The 17842-nt window shown below is 70.0% G+C and carries 19 protein-coding genes and 1 pseudogene; 12 read left to right on the top strand and 8 right to left on the bottom strand.

Going from position 1 to position 17842, the window contains the following annotated elements:
• Positions 1-2 precede the first annotated feature (2 nt).
• Complete coding sequence (locus tag ACQPXB_RS40415) at positions 3-542, bottom strand: NUDIX domain-containing protein (RefSeq protein WP_432847051.1); 540 nt, start codon at positions 540-542, stop codon at positions 3-5.
• A 37-nt stretch (positions 543-579) separates the two neighbouring features.
• Between ACQPXB_RS40415 and nucS the strand changes: the two genes are divergently transcribed.
• The 7 genes from nucS (at position 580) to dhaM (ending at position 6924) form a co-directional block, all read left to right on the top strand.
• Positions 580-1239: an endonuclease NucS gene (nucS, locus tag ACQPXB_RS40410; RefSeq protein WP_360594697.1), complete on the top strand. Its 660-nt coding sequence runs from the start codon at positions 580-582 to the stop codon at positions 1237-1239.
• 276 nt (positions 1240-1515) lie between these two features.
• Entirely contained in the window at positions 1516-3216 is a 1701-nt protein-coding gene (locus ACQPXB_RS40405; protein WP_366587596.1) for a sodium:solute symporter family protein, read from the top strand.
• Positions 3217-3229: 13 nt separating this feature from the next.
• Entirely contained in the window at positions 3230-3526 is a 297-nt protein-coding gene (locus ACQPXB_RS40400) for a hypothetical protein (protein WP_386956625.1), read from the top strand.
• A 47-nt stretch (positions 3527-3573) separates the two neighbouring features.
• Positions 3574-4554, top strand: coding sequence for a hypothetical protein (locus ACQPXB_RS40395; RefSeq protein WP_432847048.1), 981 nt, complete (start codon positions 3574-3576; stop codon positions 4552-4554).
• Positions 4555-4625: 71 nt separating this feature from the next.
• The gene (gene dhaK / locus ACQPXB_RS40390) at positions 4626-5627 is read left to right on the top strand and encodes a dihydroxyacetone kinase subunit DhaK (RefSeq protein WP_432847046.1); all 1002 of its coding nucleotides are present in this window, start codon (positions 4626-4628) and stop codon (positions 5625-5627) included.
• Entirely contained in the window at positions 5627-6253 is a 627-nt protein-coding gene (dhaL, locus tag ACQPXB_RS40385) for a dihydroxyacetone kinase subunit DhaL (protein WP_366587604.1), read from the top strand. The genes dhaK and dhaL overlap by 1 nt, the downstream gene beginning before the upstream one ends.
• The gene (gene dhaM, locus ACQPXB_RS40380) at positions 6250-6924 is read left to right on the top strand and encodes a dihydroxyacetone kinase phosphoryl donor subunit DhaM (RefSeq protein ID WP_366587606.1); all 675 of its coding nucleotides are present in this window, start codon (positions 6250-6252) and stop codon (positions 6922-6924) included. The genes dhaL and dhaM overlap by 4 nt, the downstream gene beginning before the upstream one ends.
• A gap of 120 nt (positions 6925-7044) precedes the next feature.
• Here dhaM and ACQPXB_RS40375 read toward each other — a convergent pair.
• The 3 genes and pseudogenes from ACQPXB_RS40375 to ACQPXB_RS40365 all read right to left on the bottom strand — a co-directional run bounded on the left by ACQPXB_RS40375 (position 7045) and on the right by ACQPXB_RS40365 (position 9661).
• Positions 7045-7814: pseudogene (locus tag ACQPXB_RS40375) on the bottom strand (transposase).
• Between the two features lie 7 nt (positions 7815-7821).
• Positions 7822-8160: a hypothetical protein gene (locus ACQPXB_RS40370; RefSeq protein ID WP_432847044.1), complete on the bottom strand. Its 339-nt coding sequence runs from the start codon at positions 8158-8160 to the stop codon at positions 7822-7824.
• A gap of 1015 nt (positions 8161-9175) precedes the next feature.
• Positions 9176-9661, bottom strand: a complete 486-nt coding sequence (locus ACQPXB_RS40365) for an Lrp/AsnC family transcriptional regulator (protein WP_432847042.1) — start codon at positions 9659-9661, stop codon at positions 9176-9178.
• Positions 9662-9721: 60 nt separating this feature from the next.
• Here ACQPXB_RS40365 and ACQPXB_RS40360 point away from each other — a divergent pair, with 60 nt between their 5' ends.
• The gene (locus tag ACQPXB_RS40360) at positions 9722-10834 is read left to right on the top strand and encodes a trans-sulfuration enzyme family protein (protein ID WP_432847040.1); all 1113 of its coding nucleotides are present in this window, start codon (positions 9722-9724) and stop codon (positions 10832-10834) included.
• Between the two features lie 3 nt (positions 10835-10837).
• On the opposite strand, the gene ACQPXB_RS40355 is transcribed toward ACQPXB_RS40360, so the two are convergent.
• The gene (locus ACQPXB_RS40355; RefSeq protein WP_285972878.1) at positions 10838-11041 is read right to left on the bottom strand and encodes an FmdB family zinc ribbon protein; all 204 of its coding nucleotides are present in this window, start codon (positions 11039-11041) and stop codon (positions 10838-10840) included.
• Between the two features lie 44 nt (positions 11042-11085).
• Here ACQPXB_RS40355 and ACQPXB_RS40350 point away from each other — a divergent pair, with 44 nt between their 5' ends.
• Both ACQPXB_RS40350 and ACQPXB_RS40345 read left to right on the top strand, forming a co-directional pair.
• A complete protein-coding gene (locus tag ACQPXB_RS40350; RefSeq protein WP_432847038.1) occupies positions 11086-12207 on the top strand; it encodes an alkaline phosphatase family protein in 1122 nt (373 codons plus the stop codon).
• A 456-nt stretch (positions 12208-12663) separates the two neighbouring features.
• Positions 12664-12969: a hypothetical protein gene (locus ACQPXB_RS40345; protein ID WP_366587616.1), complete on the top strand. Its 306-nt coding sequence runs from the start codon at positions 12664-12666 to the stop codon at positions 12967-12969.
• A 402-nt stretch (positions 12970-13371) separates the two neighbouring features.
• On the opposite strand, the gene ACQPXB_RS40340 is transcribed toward ACQPXB_RS40345, so the two are convergent.
• Complete coding sequence (locus ACQPXB_RS40340; protein ID WP_432847037.1) at positions 13372-13911, bottom strand: GNAT family N-acetyltransferase; 540 nt, start codon at positions 13909-13911, stop codon at positions 13372-13374.
• Here ACQPXB_RS40340 and ACQPXB_RS40335 point away from each other — a divergent pair.
• A complete protein-coding gene (locus tag ACQPXB_RS40335) occupies positions 13910-14638 on the top strand; it encodes an alpha/beta fold hydrolase (protein ID WP_432847035.1) in 729 nt (242 codons plus the stop codon). The two genes, ACQPXB_RS40340 and ACQPXB_RS40335, sit on opposite strands and share 2 nt — an antisense overlap.
• Here the strand turns inward: ACQPXB_RS40335 and ACQPXB_RS40330 are convergent.
• Positions 14635-15462, bottom strand: a complete 828-nt coding sequence (locus ACQPXB_RS40330) for a phosphotransferase (RefSeq protein WP_432847033.1) — start codon at positions 15460-15462, stop codon at positions 14635-14637. The two genes, ACQPXB_RS40335 and ACQPXB_RS40330, sit on opposite strands and share 4 nt — an antisense overlap.
• A gap of 136 nt (positions 15463-15598) precedes the next feature.
• Between ACQPXB_RS40330 and ctaD the strand changes: the two genes are divergently transcribed.
• Positions 15599-17371: an aa3-type cytochrome oxidase subunit I gene (ctaD, locus tag ACQPXB_RS40325; protein WP_432847031.1), complete on the top strand. Its 1773-nt coding sequence runs from the start codon at positions 15599-15601 to the stop codon at positions 17369-17371.
• A gap of 80 nt (positions 17372-17451) precedes the next feature.
• On the opposite strand, the gene ACQPXB_RS40320 is transcribed toward ctaD, so the two are convergent.
• The gene (locus ACQPXB_RS40320; protein ID WP_366587624.1) at positions 17452-17835 is read right to left on the bottom strand and encodes a hypothetical protein; all 384 of its coding nucleotides are present in this window, start codon (positions 17833-17835) and stop codon (positions 17452-17454) included.
• Positions 17836-17842 lie beyond the last annotated feature (7 nt).

The raw sequence follows: 17842 nt of genomic DNA, 5'->3' as shown, positions 1-17842 counted from the left end.
GCTCAGCGACGCTCGTGCAGCAGCAAGAGCGTGTACGCGGCGATCGACTGCGCGTCGGTGATACCGCCCGTCGAGATCATCTTCTCCACGTCGGCGCGGGTGAACCACGCCGTGGCCATGTCCTGTTCCTCGAGCTCGCGTTCCGGCTCGCCCTCGGTCAGGTCCGTGGCGAGGTAGACGTGGCCGCGCTGGCTCGACATGCCGGGCGCGACTTCCAGCAGGCCGATCTCCGTCACGGTCTCGGCGCGCAGGCCCGTTTCCTCGCGCAGCTCACGGCGGGCGAGTTCGGCGGGCGGTGTCTCGGCGAGGTCGGGGGCCGTGCCCTGGCAGAACTCCCAGCGGCGCTCACCGACGGGGTAGCGGAACTGGTCGACGAGCAGCACGCGGTCGCCGTCCATCGGGATGATCAGGGCGTAGGTCGGTTTGTCGACCACGCCGTAGATGCCTTCACTGCCGTCGGCGCGGCGGATGGCGTCCTCGCGCACCGTCATCCAGTTGTTCCGGTACACCTCACGGGTCGCGACACGCTGAATGGGGTCCACTCGCCCAGTATCGCCGAGCCTGTCCTACCCTCGGCGGGTGCGTCTCGTGATCGCTCGCTGCCAGGTCGACTACGCCGGCCGCCTCACCGCCCACCTGCCGATGGCCACGCGCCTGCTCCTCGTCAAGTCGGACGGTTCGGTGTCCGTGCACTCGGACGACCGCGCGTACAAGCCCCTGAACTGGATGAGCCCGCCCTGCTGGCTCATCGAGGACGGCAAGCTGTGGATCGTCGAGAACAAGCAGGGCGAGAAGCTCGTGATCTCGATCGACGAGATCTACCACGACCACGAGCAGGAGCTCGGCGCCGAACCGGGCCTGCAGAAGGACGGCGTGGAAGCGCACCTGCAAGAACTGCTCGCCGAGCACATCAAGACCCTCGGCGACGGCTACACCCTCGTGCGCCGCGAGTTCCCCACCGCCATCGGCCCGGTCGACATCATGGCCCGTGACGCCGACGGCAAGTCGGTGGCCGTGGAGATCAAGCGCCGCGGCGAGATCGACGGCGTCGAGCAGCTCACGCGCTACCTCGAGCTCCTCAACCGCGACCCGCTGCTGGCCCCTGTGCAGGGCGTCTTCGCCGCGCAGATCATCAAGCCCCAGGCCCGTACCCTCGCGGAAGACCGCGGCATCCGCTGCCTGACCCTGGACTACGACGCGCTGCGCGGCATCGAATCGGACGAGTTCCGCCTGTTCTGAGCCACCGGGGCCACGGCCGGCGACCGTCCTCAGTGGACGCGCTCGCCGGCTGGTGATCGCCCCTGCGCGTTCGTGAGGTGCCGGTCAGCGGCGCGCGAGCCGTCAAGATCACACTCGCCGGGTGTCCGCGTTTGCCCAGGTCACCGCCGTGAGCCGAAGGGCTTCTCGCTGATCTCCCGTGTCGGGGTGCCGCCTCGGAATCCATGCAGTACTGTCCGGATCTAACAGGACGCTGGTGTTTCCTGTGGGAAATTGTTTGATTCGGAGGTGGCTCGCGTGGAGGTCCTTGCCGACGCGAACCTGCGGCTCGACGCGAGTGCGATCGACTACATCGAGCTGGCGTTCTATTTCGTGCTGGTGCTGGGCATCGGCTATCTCGCCCGCAGGCAGGTGTCGAGCAGTCTCGACTTCTTCCTGTCCGGGCGCTCGCTCCCGGCGTGGGTGACCGGCCTGGCGTTCATCTCGGCCAACCTCGGCGCGATCGAGGTCATGGGCATGTCCGCCAACGGCGCCGAGTACGGCCTGCCGACGGCGCACTACTTCTGGATCGGCGCGATCCCCGCGATGCTGTTCCTCGGCGTCGTGATGATGCCGTTCTACTACGGCTCCAAGGTGCGCAGCGTTCCCGAGTTCATGCTCCGCCGCTTCGGCCCGGCGGCCCACTGGGTCAACGGCGCCAGCTTCGCGCTCGCGCAGATCCTCATCGCCGGCGCGAACCTGTACCTGCTGGCCAGCGTCGTGAACCTGCTGCTGGGCTGGCCGATCTGGGTCTCGATCATCATCGCGGCCGTCATCGTGCTCACCTACACCGCGCTCGGTGGCCTCTCGGCGGCCATCTACAACGAGGTGCTGCAGTTCTTCGTCATCCTCGCGGCGCTGATCCCGCTCACGATCGTCGGCCTGTACAAGGTCGGCGGCTGGAACGGCCTCATCGAGAAGGTGACGAACAGCCCTGGCGGCGTCGCGCAGACGCACTCGTGGCCCGGCAACCAGCTGACCGGCTTCGGCAGCAACTTCCTGTCGGTGCTGGGTCTCGTGTTCGGCCTCGGGTTCGTGCTCTCGTTCGGTTACTGGACCACGAACTTCGTCGAGGTCCAGCGCGCGATGGCGTCGAAGAGCATGTCGGCCGCGCGGCGGACGCCGATCATCGGCTCGTTCCCGAAGATGTTCATCCCGTTCGTGGTGATCATCCCGGGCATGGTCGCCGCGATCACCGTGACCGAGCTGCAGGGCGCGAACAAGCAGGCGCTGCTCGACGGCAAGCCGGCGCCCAGCGGCGCGACGTTCAACGACGCGCTCCTGCTGCTGATGCGCGACGTGCTGCCGAACGGCATCCTCGGCGTGGCGATCGCGGGCCTGCTCGCGTCCTTCATGGCCGGCATGGCGGCGAACCTGAGCTCGTTCAACACGGTGTTCACCTACGACGTCTTCCAGACCTACATCGTGAAGAACCGGCCGGACAAGTTCTACCTGAACACCGGCCGCGTGGTGACCATGGTCGCGACGGTCCTGGCGATCGGCACGGCGTTCATCGCGTCGACGTACTCGAACCTGATGGACTACCTGCAGACCCTGTTCTCGTTCTTCAACGCGCCGCTGTTCGCCACGTTCATCCTCGGCATGTTCTGGAAGCGGATGTCGAAGGCGGCCGGCTGGTCGGGCCTGGTGCTCGGCACACTCGCGGCCATCGCGATCTTCGTGATGAGCAAGCTCGAGGTGTTCACGCTGCCGGGGCAGGGTGTGAGCTTCGTGGCCGCGATCGCGGCGTTCGTCGTCGACATCGTGGTGAGCGTGGGTGTCACCTACTTGACGCCGCCCAAGCCGGAGTCGGAGCTGGTGGGCCTGGTCTACTCGCTCACGCCGCGCGATTCGCTCAAGCACGAGACCACCGGCGAAGACGCGGGCTGGTACCGCAAGCCGGTGCTGCTGGCCGGGATCGCAGCGGTGATCACCATCATCCTGAACTTCGCCTTCTAGGGAGGATGACGTCATGGCAACGGAATCCACGCCGCGCTCGCGCAAGGCCGGCGCGTTCGACATCCGCCTGATCATCGCGCTGCTGACCGGCGTGTACGGCATCATCCTCACGGTCATGGGCGCCGCGTTCGACACCGAGGCCGACCGGGTGAAGGCGGCCGGGGTGAACATCAACCTGTGGGCCGGCATCGCCCTGCTGATTTTCACGGCGCTGTTCGTCCTGTGGGCGCGGCTGCGGCCGATCGTCGTGCCCGTGCAAACGGACCAGCCGGACGAGGACGAGACCACCGAACCGCCGTCCGCCGGATAGGCGGGTTGTCCGGACAGCCGGGGCCGGCTGCCGCTACCGTGCTCCGCGTGGCGCACGCTCTCAAACTCGGCCGGTTGTTTGCCCTGGTGGCGGCCGGTGTTCTCGTCCTGACGGCCTGCGGTGGCCCGCAGCTGGGCAAGGAGAACTTCCCCCGCACCACCGTCCCCGCCGCGAGCGGGGACGGTGGCAGTGGCCCGATCACCGACGCGGCGGTCACCACCGGCGCGCTGCGTCCGGTGCTGCCGTGCCAGTTCCTCGACACCGCGTCGCTCTCCGCACTCGGCACACCCGAGGGTGAGCCGGCGGCGTCGAGCGTGCGGTTCGACGAGTGCAGCACCAAGGTGCGCGACGCAGGCGGCAAGGAGCTTTCGGTCGACGTGCAGCTCGGTGCGATCGTGCTGTTCGCCTCGGACAAGACCACCGGCCAGGTCGGCGGACTGCCGCAGGTCGAGGTGCCCGACACCACCGGCGGTTCGTGCGAGGTCAGCGCCCTCACCTCGCGTGACCCGAGCCTCGGCGTCGCGTTCGAGATCGATTACCCGGGTGGCGATCCGTGTCGTGCGGGACGAACCTTGCTCGCGCCCGCCGTGGACAAGCTGCACAACTCGCCACAGAAATACCCGGACGTCAAGGGATCCGTGCTCACGGCCGACGCGTGCGCGGTGCTGGACCAGTCCGCCGTGGACACCGTGCTCAAGGGCACGAAGGGCGGCGCGACCGGGCTGCACAGCTGCCAGTGGGGCAACAGCCCGAACATCACGGTGATGTTCTTCCCGGCCCTTCCGCCGCTGGAGGGTGACGGCTGGCTGAAGGCCGATGTCGGTGGCGCGAACCAGGCGTACGCGAAGAAGGGCACGGCCGGCACGGACTGCAAGGTCGAGTGGCAGCACCGGCCGTGGCAGGGCGACCACGTGGAAGTCGTCCAGGTGGGATTCACCGACTACGACCTCAAGCCGGGCATGGGTGACCCGTGTGCGACGGCGACCACGCTGGCCAAAAGCGTCGCCGGGAACCTGCCGCGGCCCTGAACCTTGGCGGCGGGCCGGGTTCGGCGGCTAGGTTGGGGGCATCCACCACGCCGATGTGTCGGAGGCCCGCCATGAAGAAGATCATCAACGATCCGGCGACCGTGGTCGCGGAGTCCTTGAAAGGCCTCGCCGTCGCCCACGCCGACATCCTTCGTGTCCGGGACGACCCGGCCGTCGTGGTGCGGGCCGACGCGCCGGTGCCGCGCAAGGTCGCCGTCATCTCGGGTGGCGGCTCCGGCCACGAGCCGCTGCACGGCGGGTTCGTCGGCCGCGGCATGCTCGACGCGGCCGTCCCCGGCGCGGTGTTCACGTCGCCGACTCCAGACGGGGTGCAGGCCGCGGTAGCCGCGACGACCGGGCCGTCCGGTGCGTTGCTGATCGTCAAGAACTACACGGGTGACGTGCTGAACTTCGAGACCGCCGCCGAGCTGGCCGCGGCCGAGGATCTCGACGTGCGCAGCGTCGTGATCGACGACGACGTCGCGGTCAAGGACTCCACGTACACCGCCGGCCGCCGCGGCGTCGGCGGGACCGTGCTGCTGGAGAAGATCGTGGGCGCGGCCGCGGAGCGGGGCGACTCGCTCGACACGGTGGAGGCGCTGGCGCGCAAGGTCATCGGGCAGGTGCGGTCGATCGGGGTGGCGTTGAGCGCGCCGATCGTGCCGCACGTCGGCGAGCCGAGCTTCGACCTGGGGCCGGACGAGATCGAGTTCGGCATCGGCATCCACGGCGAGCCGGGCCGTGAGCGCATCCCGGCCGAGCCCGCCGACGCGCTGGTGGCGCGGATGGTCGAGGCCGTCGTCTCGGACCTGCCGTACGAGTCGGGCGACAAGGTGCTGCTGTTCACGAACTCCATGGGCGCCACGCCGTTGGTGGAGCTCTACCTCGCGCACGGCATCGCCGAGCGGCTGCTGGCCGAGCGTGGGATCGTGGTCGAGCGCAGGCTGGTCGGCCCGTACATCACGAGTCTCGAGATGCAGGGGATGAGCCTGACGCTGCTGAAGCTGGACGACGAGCTGACCGAGCTGTGGGACGCGCCCGTGTGGACGCCCGCGCTGCGGTGGGGGATCTGATGGGTTGTTCTTCCGAAGGAGTCGCGGCCGCGCTGCGAGCCGCGGCCGAAGTCGTGGCCGAGCACCGCTCCGAGCTGGTGGAGCTCGACCGCGCCATCGGCGACGGCGACCACGGCGAGAACATGACCCGCGGGTTCACCGCGATCGTGTCCGCACTGGAGACGGAGGTGCCCGCCACCCCGGCGGGCGTCGCGAAGCTGGCGGCCACCACGTTGATCTCGAAGGTCGGCGGCGCGGCGGGACCCTTGTACGGCACGGCTTTCCTGCGTGCGTCGACCCGCCTCGGGGACGCGGCTTCGGTCGACGTGCCGCTGCTGGTGGCCGCGCTGCAGGCCGCTTTGGACGGTGTGCAGGCCCGCGGCAAGGCGGTGGGCGGCGACGCGACGATGGTCGACGCCCTGATCCCGGCCGTCTCCGCGGCCGCCGCCTGCCCCGCGGACGCCTCGATCGCGGACGTGCTGACCGCGGCGGCCGACGCGGCCGACCGCGGCGCCGAGTCCACAGTGGACCTGGTGCCCCGCAAGGGCCGCGCTTCGTACCTGGGCGAACGCGCCGTCGGCCACATGGACCCCGGCGCCCGCTCCACGGCGCTGCTGCTGCGCGCGTTCGCGGAGGCCGCCCGGTGACCGTGGGGATCGTGCTCGTCTCGCACAGCGCCAAACTGGCCGAGGGCCTGGCCGACCTGGCCGCCCAGATGGCCCCCGACGTCCGCATCATCCCCGCCGGCGGCCTCCCCGACGGCGGCGGCATCGGCACCGACTACGACGAAGTCGTGGCCGCCACCCAGCGCGCCGACTCCGGCGACGGCGTGGTGCTGCTCTACGACCTGGGCAGCGCGCAGATGACGGCGGAGCTCGCGGTGGAGTCCCTGTCGGGCGGCCCCGCCGCCGTCGTCGCCGACGGCCCCCTGGTGGAAGGCGCCATCGCCGCCGCCGTCGCCGCCCAGTCCGGCGCCGACCGCAAGGCGGTGGCCTCGGCCGCCGCCGGCGCCGGCCTGTCCCCGGACCTCGCCGCAGTGGACGCTCCGGGTGATTCCCAGGAGAAGGAACTCACCCTGACGAACGAGGTCGGCCTCCACGCCCGCCCCGCGGCCGTCCTGGTCCGCAGCCTGGCCTCCGTGGACGCCGAGGTCACCATCCGCCTGGGCGACCAGGAAGCCGACGCCCACAGCGTCCTGGCCCTCATGTCCCTCGGCGCCCGCCAGGGCGACCGCATCCTGGTGCGCGCCCGGGGCCCCCAGGCCTCGGACGCACTCGACGCCGTGACGGGTTTGGTGGAGTCGAACTTCGGGGAGTAGCGGGTGCACGAGCGGGCTGAGCTGTGGAGCATCACGGCCCCGGCAGAAACACCCCCGCCCTCCCAAAGCGTTGTCCCGTAAATGATCTGCGACGTACTCATTGACCTGCTTGTTTCGTCGTCACCCAGCGAGGATGAGGTTGTGCAGGCGGGCGATGCCGAGCATCGCGTGGTGGACGCCGTCGCCCTTGAGGCGGCAGTCGCGGAGGATCTTCCAGGTCTTCATCCGGGCGAAGGCGTGCTCAACGCGGGCGCGGACCCTGCGGTGGGAGGTGTTGTGTTCCTCTTTCCAAGCCTCCAGCTCACTCTGGCCGGGTTCGCGGCGGTGCGGGATGACCAGGCCGGTGCCCCGGTAGCCGCCGTCCGCGATGACCGTGGTCTTGCCGACGGCGTCCTTCGCTCCGGACAGACTCCACGCCTTGCAGTCGTTGCGGTTGCCGGGTCGCGGTCGGCCGACCGCGACGACCAGCCGAGTGTCTGCGTCGATGACGACCTGGTGGTTGGTCGAATACCGGTAGTTCTTCGACTGCTCGGCGATGCTGTGGTCACGCGTGGGAACCAGGGTGCCGTCCACGATCAGCACGGTGTCCTTGCGGAACTGCTTGCGTAGCTGGAGCGCGAGCGCGGGTCCGAGGTGGTCGATGATGCGGTCGGCTGCGGACTTGGATACTCCGGATAGAGGAGCCAGTTGGCGCAGGGTCAGGTTCGTCCGCCAGTACGCGGCGACCAGCAGGACACGGTCCTCCAACGGCAGACCCCATGGCCGGCCCTTGCGCACCGGATCTGCACCCTCGCGCCGGAGCGCGGTGATCAGCCTGCCGAACTGCCCGGGCTCAGCCCGCTGAAGGGGGCTATCCAGGAGGGCTCCGACACCGTGATCACACCAGTCACTGCGTGATCATTCCACTGCTTCGGCTTGTCCCTGTTCGAAGGCGATGCGGCAGCGTTCAACCTGCGAGGCCACGCGGTCCATGAACCAGCGCATGATCTCGTAGGGGATGGCGTGCTCATCGTGGCTGTGGATGTGGACGGTCGGCTCCAGGTCCGGATCCTCGTCAGGTACCACTGCCACAAGGAAGGCAGCGCCAGGCAAGTGCGTCGCGGCGTTGGGGATCTCAGACCACGCCTCTGGCGCTGGGACGGCCTCGCTCAGCTCCACACACCAGGCATCGTCCGGCAAGGCGTAGTGGAACTGGATGGCGTAGTGACGACCGGCATGAACACGCACCTCTGGCATGTCCGCAGACTGTCACAGCCCCGCGTCGGAGTCCCGCGAGTATCCCGCTCAGCACCTGGCGCGGGCCAGCCAGCCTTTTGCGGGACAGCCCTAAAGGGGCGTGCCCATGTCCATTCTATCGGCCCACCCCGACGAAATCGGTGGCCGAGCGCCGGATCGCCTCAGTTGTCCACAACTCGGCATTCCTGTGGACAACCGAGGCAATCCCGCCGCCGCGAGGCGCAAACCACGCGCGCGGCTGGTCAGGAGCCAGGAGCCCCGTGGTTCGGACCCTGGTGCCCGGCCGCCCGGGACGGTCGTACCGGCAGCCTGGCGTCTGCATGGTGAAGACCCAGGTCAGAGCGAGAGCGCCGCGCTGTGGTGCCGAAGCCCCGGTGCCCGGAGCCGGGGAGCAACGAACGCGGCCGCAGCCCAGAACGAGGCGCCTTGGCCCCCGGAAGCCTGCCATCTGCAGCGTGACACCCGAGGCCGAAGCACTTCTGGCTTCAGCGAGCGAACCTTGCCGCCGGGCGTCGGAAACTGTCCACCATGGACGCAAAGCAGCCCCACCACGCCAATTAACTTCCCCCTGTCAGCCTGATGGACGGCGGCGGATCACCGTTCTCCGCCACCGCCCACTAGCGCATTCCGGCAATTCACAAACCGGAACACCCCTCACGCCGCCAGCGCGATCCCCAGCCAGATCGCCCCGATCACGGCCGCCCCGCACAGCGCGGCGAGCAGCAGCATCACCGTGCTGATCTGGCCCCGTTGGCGCGGCAGTCGCATCGGTTCCGTCGGTGGGCCCCAGTAATCCCGGGAATTGTGTGCGGCCGGTCCGGTCGTGCTCGTCATGGCGCTACCTCCGTCCCTCGACCGGCAAATCCTTTGTGGTCCGGACGTCGGGCCGGCCGCGTGCTCCGTTACCGGAATCGGTGGCCGGGTTTTTGACCGATTTCCGATCGAAAGGAATCGTCGCGGTCGGTATTCGCGCTGTTCTCCGGAGTTGCCGGGACAGCGATTCGCGCCAACCCCGTCAAGACGCGGACGGAGCAGGCGGCAACAACGGCCCCCCACTCCAGTGCTGGAACACCAGGTTCGTGTGCACGCGCGCGACCTCGTCGCGGGCCGTGAGTTCGTCCAGCACCAGCCGCTGGAGTTCGGCGGCGGAGCTGGTGGCCACGTGGGCCAGGAAGTCGTCCGGGCCGGTGAGGTGGTAGACGGCGCGCACCTCGGGCAGGGCGAGCAGGTCGGCGACGAAGGGGTCCACCAGCTGGCGCCGGTGGGGGCGGACCTGCACGAACAGGAACGCCTCCAGCGGCCGCCCGAGTTTCGCGGCGTCGACCTGCGCGTGCTGGCCCGTGATCACGCCCGTCGAGCGCAAGCGCGCTACGCGGTCCAGGCACGTGGACGGCGCGATGCCGACTGCGGCGGCGAGGTCCTTGTTCGACGTCCGGGCATCGTTCTGCAGCACCCGCAGAATCTCGAGGTCCACCGCGCTCAGTTCGACGGATCCAGCCATAAAGCGAATGATATCCGAAACTATTGCGCCGAATCCGCACGATGACCGAACCTTCGGGCCATGACGAACGCGCTGCGCACCCGAGCCGTCCACGCCGGCCGCGACGACCTGACCGACCTGGGCCTGCACGCCGTACCCCTCGACTTCTCGACGACGTACCCGTCCCGCGACAGCGCGGCCGAAGCCCGGCGGATCGACGAGTTCTCGGCCGGCGGTGAGGTTTCCGGCATCTACGGCCGCGTCGGCAATCCGACCGTCGAGCGGTTCGAGCGCGCGCTGGCCGAGCTGGAGGGGTTCGAGCACGCGGTGGCGTTCGCGAGCGGGATGGCGGCGGTGTCCGCGTGCCTGCTTTCCGCCGCGGCGCAAGGAAAGCGGCACGTCGTCGGCGTCCGGCCGCTGTACGGGTCGACCGACCACCTGCTGACGTCCGGGCTGCTCGGCACCGAGGTCACGTGGGCGGCGCCCGGCGAGGTGGCGGCGGCGCTGAGGCCGGACACCGGCCTCGTCTTCGTCGAAACGCCCGCCAACCCGACGCTCACCGAGCTCGATGTCAAAGCCCTCGTCGACGCGTGCGGCGACGTGCCCGTGCTCGTCGACAACACCTTCGCCACGCCGGTCTTGCAACGCCCTGGCCGCCACGGCGCACGCCTCGTGCTGCACAGCGCGACGAAGTTCCTCGGCGGCCACGGCGACGTGATGGGGGGCGTCGTCGCGTGCGACGCGGAGGAAGCGGCGCGGCTGCGCGGAATCCGCTTCGCGACGGGCGCCGTGCTGCACCCGCTGGCGGGATACCTGTTGCTGCGCGGGCTTTCGACGCTCCCGTTGCGCGTCACGGCCGCGTCGGCGACCGCGGCCGTGCTGGCCGAGCGGCTCGCGCAGCACGAAGCGGTGACCGCCGTGCACTACCCGAAGCTGGGTGGCCCGCTCGTCGCGTTCGAGGTGGCGGGCGATCCGCACGCGCTGATCGCCGCCGTCCGGCTGATCACGCCGGCGGTGAGCCTCGGCAGCGTCGACACGCTCATCCAGCACCCGGCTTCGCTCACGCACCGGGTCGTCGCCGAGACCGACCGCGAGGAGAACGGCATCACCCACGGGCTGATCCGGCTTTCGGCCGGGCTCGAGGACGTCGAGGACCTGTGGCACGACCTCGACCAGGCGCTGAAGGCCTGCTGACCGTCAGCCGCCGCAGCACCCGCCGCCGCAGCAGCCACCCGACGGCGCGGGGCTCGCGGCAGCGCCGGTGAGCGCGACGGTGGTCAGCAGCTTCACGGTGTCGGTGTGCCCCTCGGGACACGGCGCCGGCGCGCCGGACTCGCTCATCGGCCGTTGCAGCTCGAACGTGTCGGTGCAGTCGCGGCAACGGTAGGCGTAAGTGGGCATGCGTCGATTATCGCTGCCGCGCGAGCGGGTGGGAAGCTGTCTTCGTGGACGTTCCCCAGATCACGGACCTCCCGCACCTCGGCCAGGTCGTCCCCGCGGTGCTGGGCGCGCTCGGCGTGCCGGGCGAGACGGGTTCGCTGGCGCTGCCGGAGGCGCGCAGCGCGTGCGTGCTGCTCATCGACGGTCTCGGCTGGCAGCTCCTCGCCGAGCACGCGGCCGACGCGCCGGTGCTCACGGAGCTCGCGAAGAGCCCGCTGCGCGTCGGCTTCCCGTCGACCACGGCGGCCGGCGTCGCCGCGATCGGCACCGGCCTGGCGTCGGGGGAGCACGGGATGGTCGGGTACACGTTCGAGGTGCCGGGCGCGGGCGTGCTCAACGCCCTGCGCTGGCGCTCCCACGAAGACGGCAGCGACCTGCGCGGTGCGCTCCCGCCGCGCTCGGTGCAGCCCTTGCCGACGACCTTCGAACGCGCGGTCGCCGCCGGCCTCGACGCCGCCGTCGTGTCGTCGGCCCAGTTCTCCGACACCGCCCTCACCCGCGCCACCCAGAGCGGCGCGCGCTACGCCGGCGTCCACGCCCTCGGCGACCTCGCCGCGCGGACGCTGGAGGTGCTCGCGTCGCGGTCGTTCTGCTACGCCTACCACAGCGAACTCGACCTGCTCGGCCACCTCTACGGCCCCGGCTCCACCGCCTGGCGCATGCAGCTGCGGCAGGTCGACCGACTCGTGGAGTCCATTGTGGACGGCCTCCCCGCGGGCGCGCTGCTGGCGGTCGTCGCCGACCACGGCATGGTGACCGTGGACGACAAACTCGACCTCGAGGACACCCCGTCGCTGCTCGCGGGCGTCCGCGCCTTCGGCGGGGAGGTCCGCGCCCGCCACGTCTACACCGAGCCGGGCGCGGCCGCCGACGTCCTGGCGGCCTGGCAGTCCGTCCTCGGCCCGCGCGCCTGGGTGCTGCCCCGCGACGAGGCCATCGCCGCCGGCTGGTTCGGCACCGTGAGCGACCGCGTGCGCCCCCGCATCGGCGACGTCGTCGCCGCGGCCCAGGGCACGTTCGGCATGGTCCGCGGCCTGGCCGAAGCGGTCGAGACGTCGCTCATCGGCCAGCACGGCTCGCTGACGGAAGCCGAGCAACTGGTGCCGCTGGCCCTCGCACAGGGCTGACGCGGTTCGCAGCCTTCGCGCGCGGGCCGGGCGATCGGCTGGTGGCCGTGGTCCGTGCGCGGCTGAGCCGGCGCGGTCCGGGTTGCCGCCGGCGGCGCAATCCTGAACCGACCCGGTCCTGCAACCTGACCCGAGCGCCGAAGCTCGCCGCCGGACCTCGATCGGGGAATCCGGCGATGTGGATCGGACCCAGCTTCTCTTGCCGGCCCGGCCGGCAATTCGCTTGTCGCGCGGATCGAATCCAGCCTCGGTCGGTGGCCGAGTTCGGCGAATGCCGTTCGACCGGCACATGCCAAGCCGGCGAGATCGACCGGATCTGACCCGCAGCGGACCCGAGGCGACCAGATCCGGCGGGCGCGGATCGCATCGAGTCGCCGCTTGGTTGCGACCCGTGCCACAGCGGCAAGGCGGACCACTCTCTGCGGCCCACCGATCCCTCCGGTTAACGTGTTTCCCGTGCCCCGACACAATCGCCCCGGCCGAGACCGGCACGGTCGTGCCGAGCAGCCCGACCTCGGCGCAGCCAGCGGCTGGGCACACTCCGAGTCCGGCCCCGACGGTGACTGGCTGGTGCGCACCGTCCCCGGCTCCCACGCGACCAAGACCTACCGCTGCCCCGGCTGCGACCACGAGATCCGCCCCGGCACGCCCCATGTGGTCGTCTGGCCCGCCGACGAAACCGGTTCTGTCGCCGACCGCCGCCACTGGCACCGCCCCTGCTGGGACGCCCGCACCCGCCGGCGCCCGAACCGCCGCTGGTAGCCCGAGGACGGGACGCGGCCAAAGGTGGGTGCGCTGTGCTCTGACGCCGCCAACGGAAACCCGCCTGCCTGACCTGCTGCGACGTGTGCGGCCGAACCGCCCCTGGTGGCCCGGGAGGGCTGCGGCCAGCGGGCGGTGCGTTGGCGCGCGAAATCAGCCTGCGTGACTTGCTTCGACAGGTGTCGTCGAATCGCCGCTGACAGCTCGCGAGGGCTGCGGCCAGCTGGCGGGTGAGCTGTTCCCCGGCATGTGCCAAGCCGCACCCACGAATTCGTGTCGGCATCGACAAAGCCCGGAGCGCGCGAGCCTGATGCGAGCCGTGGGCCAAGCCAGCGCTGAATCGGCCGAGCGCCGGTGCCCGCACCCCGCCCGCAGAGCGCGAATCGGCGCGCCGCCCCAAGCTCAGCGGCGGAAATGTCGCGAAACCGCCCCCTCGTACACCTCCTCCTCGAACCGCGTGAATCCCAGCCGTTCCACCACCCGGAGTGACGGTGCGTTCGTCGCGTTCACGCTGATCAGCACTGGCAGCGACGGCAGTTCCCGCTCGGCCCACTCCACGGCGGCGCCCGCCGCCTCCGCGGCGTACCCCCGGCCCCACGCCGAGGGGGCGAAGCGGTACGCCAGGTTCAGCACCCGTTCGCCGCGGAACAGGCGCAGGCGCACGCCCGTCAGCCCGAGCACCTCGGGGCTGCCGTGCGACCGGACGGCGCAGTAGCCGAAACCGTGCTCGGCCCAGTGGGCGAGCCACGAGTCGAACAGCAGGTCGCCGGCCGGGGTGCCGGGTGGGTCGGGGTTGAAGCGGTTCGTCGCCGGGTCGGTCTGGATGGCGACGACGGCGGCGCGGTCCTCCTCGGTGAACGGGTACAGCACCAGCCGCGAAGTCACGATCTCCCTCAGCACACCCCGCACGCTAGCCGCGAGGTCCGACAGAATCGCCCCCATGACCGAACTGCCGCTCCTCCTGCTGCATGCCTTCCCCCTCGACGCCCGCATGTGGGACCCCGTCCGCGCGCCCCTGGCCGAGCGCCTGCGGCTGATCACGCCGGACCAGCGCGGCCTGGGCCGCAGCCTGCTGCCGGAGACGGACCGCGAGCCGAGCCTCGACGACGCCGCGCGGGACGTCGTCGCGCTGCTCGACCGGCTGGAGATCGACGAAGTGGTGCTGGGCGGCTGTTCCATGGGCGGCTACCTCGCCCTCGCCCTCCTGAAAGCAGCCCCCGAACGCGTCGCCGGGCTCGTGCTCATCGACACCAAGGCCACCGCCGACACGCCCGAAGCGGCCCAGAACCGCCTCAAGGTGGCCGAACGCGCCGAGGCCGAGGGCGTCCAGGGCTGGCTGGCCGACGCGAACCTCCCGAACCTCCTGCACAACCAGGAACCCGCCGAACGCGTGCGCGAGCTCATCGACGCCCAGCCGCCCGCCGGGGTCGCCTGGGCGGCGCGCGCCATGCGCAACCGGCCGGATTCGCTCGACGTGCTGCGGAAGTCCGACGTGCCCGCGCTGGTCATCGTCGGCGCGGAGGACAAGCTCACCCCCGTCGAGGAGGCCGGCAAGATGGTCGACGCCCTCGACGAGGCCACGCTCGTCGTCCTGCCCGGCGCCGGGCACCTCACGCCGCTCGAAGACCCGGCGGGCGTCGTCGAAGCGATCCTCGGGTGGCTGGCCTAGAAGTAGTCCGCCAGCGCCGCCCGCGCCTCGCCAAGCCGCGCGGGCCAGCGCAGCGCGAGCAAATACCGCCACACCACCACGAACAGCTCACGCAACCGCAGGCACGCCTCGACCGAAGCCGAATCCACCACGTCCGGATACGCCGCCAGAAAATCGGGTCCGCCCTGTTTCGCCAGGATCGCGAGGTCCCAGGCGAGCGGTCCGCGCCAGGTGTCCTCGAAATCCAGCCAGCACGGGCCTTCCGCGGTCGCGATGACGTTGCCCGGGTGCGCATCGCCGTGCAGGGCCTGGATCCGGTCCTCCGGCAGCGCGGCCGCGAGCCGCAAGGCCTCCGCGCGCAAGGAAGGAGCGGCACCGTCCATCGTGGCCCCGTGCCGGTCGAGCGCGCCGAGCAGCTCGTCGACGGGCCCGTGCACGGGAAGTTCACCCGGATAGGCAAGCAGTGCCGCGTGGACGGTCGCGAGTGAACTCGCGACTTCGCCCGGCGTGTGCCGATGGTCCGGATCGTGCGGCGTCCAGTGCCAGAGCGTCACCGGCAGCCCGTTCGCGAAATGGGGCCCGGCCGGGGGATCCGTGGTGGGTGAGACGACGAGCACACCACTCTGCGTGAGGTGCCGGGAAACGGCGAGGTCGCGCTCGAGCCAGGCCGTCGCGTCGGGCCGCAGCAGGCGGGTCGTCCCGGGCACCCGCGCGACGACGGAACCCATTCTCACCAGCACGTTCGAGCGTTCGTGGAGGACCTCGGCCGACCCCGTCGCGAGGCCGAGGCGGCGGGCCACCGAGAGGGCCGCGTCGAGCGCGGAAGCCGTGTACGGGTCGGCCATGCGGTGATCTAACCAGCCGGTGCGAGCGACGGTGGGTAGCGAGGGCTACGATCCCTCTAGCCGTCGGATCGGGCCCGTCCCGACCCCCGGCGACCCGGACGATGACCACCACAAGGTTTCAGTGTTGGAGGCAGGAGTGACGGCCGTAGCCCCCAAGCCGATCGCAACGCGCCCATATCCCGCGCGCGAGACGGTTAAGGGTTCGTACCTGCTGCGGTTGTTCCGCACGACGGACCACAAGCAGATCGGCATCATGTACCTGGTCACCTCGTTCGCCTTCTTCATGGCGGGCGGAGCGATGGCCATGCTGATCCGCACGGAGCTGGCCCGCCCGGGCCAGCAGTTCCTGTCGCAGGAGCAGTACAACCAGCTGTTCACCATGCACGGCACGGTGATGCTGCTGCTGTACGCGACCCCGATCCTCTTCGGGTTCGCCAACTTCGTGCTGCCGCTGCAGATCGGTTCGCCCGACGTCGCGTTCCCGCGGCTCAACGCGTTCTCGTACTGGCTCTACCTCTTCGGTGGGCTGATCGTCCTTTCCGGATTCCTGACGCCGGGTGGCGCCGCCGACTTCGGCTGGTTCGCCTACACCCCGCTGTCGGACGCGATCCACTCGCCGGGCGTCGGCGCCGACCTCTGGATCTCGGGCCTGATCGTCTCCGGTCTGGGCACGATCCTCGGTGCGGTCAACATGGTCACCACCGTGGTCTGCCTCCGCGCGCCGGGCATGACGATGTACCGGATGCCGATCTTCACCTGGAACATCCTGGTCACGAGCATCCTGATCCTGCTCGCGTTCCCGATCCTGACCGCGGCCCTGTTCGGCCTGCTGGCGGACCGGCATCTCGGGGCACACGTCTTCGACCCGGCCAACGGCGGGGTGATCCTCTGGCAACACCTGTTCTGGTTCTTCGGTCACCCAGAGGTGTACATCGTCGCCCTACCGTTCTTCGGGATCGTGTCGGAGATCTTCCCGGTCTTCAGCCGCAAGCCGGTGTTCGGTTACAAGGGCCTGGTCTTCGCGACGCTGGCGATCGCGGCCCTGTCCGTGGCGGTGTGGGCGCACCACATGTACGCCACCGGTGCCGTGCTGCTGCCGTTCTTCTCCTTCATGACGTTCCTGATCGCGGTTCCGACCGGCGTGAAGTTCTTCAACTGGATCGGCACGATGTGGAAGGGCCAGCTGTCCTTCGAGACGCCGATGATCTTCTCGATGGGCTTCATCGTCACGTTCCTCTTCGGCGGTCTGACCGGCATCCTGCTGGCCGCGCCGGCCATCGACTTCCACGTGTCGGACAGCTACTTCGTGGTGGCGCACTTCCACTACGTCCTCTACGGCACGATCGTGTTCGCGACCTTCGCCGGCATCTACTTCTGGTTCCCGAAGATCACGGGCCGGATGATGGACGAGAAGCTCGGCAAGTGGCACTTCTGGACCACGTTCATCGGCTTCCACGGCACGTTCCTCGTGCAGCACTGGCTCGGCGCCGAGGGCATGCCCCGCCGCTACGCCGATTACCTGTCATCGGACGGGTTCACCGTGTTGAACACGATCTCCACGATCGGCGCGTACATCCTGGGCGCGTCCACGCTTCCGTTCATCTGGAACGTGTTCAAGAGCTACCGCTACGGCGAGATCGTCACGGTCGACGACCCGTGGGGCTACGGCAACTCCCTCGAATGGGCCACGTCGTGCCCGCCGCCGCGGCACAACTTCACCGAGCTGCCGCGGATTCGCTCCGAGCGCCCCGCGTTCGAGCTGCACTACCCGCACATGGTGGAGCGCATGCACACCGAAGGTGAGATCGGCTTCTTCGGCAAGCCGCGCCACCAGGCCGCGCCCTCGCAGAAACTGGTCGACGCGACCATGCCGGGCGACCACAGCAACGACAACTCGGGCGAGCAGTAAAGCCCGTTCGACCACCAGGGGCGCGTGCCCGGCTCGTCTGAAGCCGGGCACGCGCCCTTTTTGCTGGTCATGGGGTCGAGCTACTCGCCGGCCCCAGCCAACGCCGCGCGGGCCTGATCGCGCAGCGCAGCGGGGAGCACCTCCGTCTCCGCCGCCAGTTTCAGCAGGTCGGAGACAAGGCGGGCGTCGAAGTGCGGCAGCGACGCCATCCGGACCAACCAAGCCACGGCCAGCGCCATCCAATACGGCCGACGGCGCTTGCACGCGGAGGCCACAGTCAGCTCGACCAACCGCTGCGGACTGGAGACTCCATGCCCGCCCAGAAGGTGCCAGGAGCGCGAGAATTCGTCGAGACATGCCTCGAGACTCGTCTCCAGGAACGGCCACATAGCCACGTAGCCAGACCTCTCCAGCGTGGCCCTGGCTTCGTCCGCCGTGCCGATGCCGAGCGTTCCCTCCGGCATGACGCCC

The sequence above is a fragment of the Amycolatopsis sp. CA-161197 genome, assembly GCF_050942255.1.
Taxonomy (GTDB): domain Bacteria; phylum Actinomycetota; class Actinomycetes; order Mycobacteriales; family Pseudonocardiaceae; genus Amycolatopsis.
Note: the sequence above shows the minus strand (reverse complement) of the source record. Positions and strands in the feature narration are given on the sequence as shown.

Coding starts and splice junctions, on each gene's coding strand:
- ACQPXB_RS40320 (WP_366587624.1), bottom strand. CDS start 17,835: ATGCCGGAGGGAACGCTCGGCATCGGCACGGCGGACGAAGCCAGGGCC.
- dhaL (WP_366587604.1), top strand. CDS start 5,627: ATGGGTTGTTCTTCCGAAGGAGTCGCGGCCGCGCTGCGAGCCGCGGCC.
- ACQPXB_RS40335 (WP_432847035.1), top strand. CDS start 13,910: ATGACCGAACTGCCGCTCCTCCTGCTGCATGCCTTCCCCCTCGACGCC.
- ACQPXB_RS40365 (WP_432847042.1), bottom strand. CDS start 9,661: ATGGCTGGATCCGTCGAACTGAGCGCGGTGGACCTCGAGATTCTGCGG.
- ACQPXB_RS40340 (WP_432847037.1), bottom strand. CDS start 13,911: ATGGGGGCGATTCTGTCGGACCTCGCGGCTAGCGTGCGGGGTGTGCTG.
- ACQPXB_RS40360 (WP_432847040.1), top strand. CDS start 9,722: ATGACGAACGCGCTGCGCACCCGAGCCGTCCACGCCGGCCGCGACGAC.
- ACQPXB_RS40370 (WP_432847044.1), bottom strand. CDS start 8,160: ATGCCAGAGGTGCGTGTTCATGCCGGTCGTCACTACGCCATCCAGTTC.
- ACQPXB_RS40400 (WP_386956625.1), top strand. CDS start 3,230: ATGGCAACGGAATCCACGCCGCGCTCGCGCAAGGCCGGCGCGTTCGAC.
- ACQPXB_RS40330 (WP_432847033.1), bottom strand. CDS start 15,462: ATGGCCGACCCGTACACGGCTTCCGCGCTCGACGCGGCCCTCTCGGTG.
- ACQPXB_RS40355 (WP_285972878.1), bottom strand. CDS start 11,041: ATGCCCACTTACGCCTACCGTTGCCGCGACTGCACCGACACGTTCGAG.
- dhaK (WP_432847046.1), top strand. CDS start 4,626: ATGAAGAAGATCATCAACGATCCGGCGACCGTGGTCGCGGAGTCCTTG.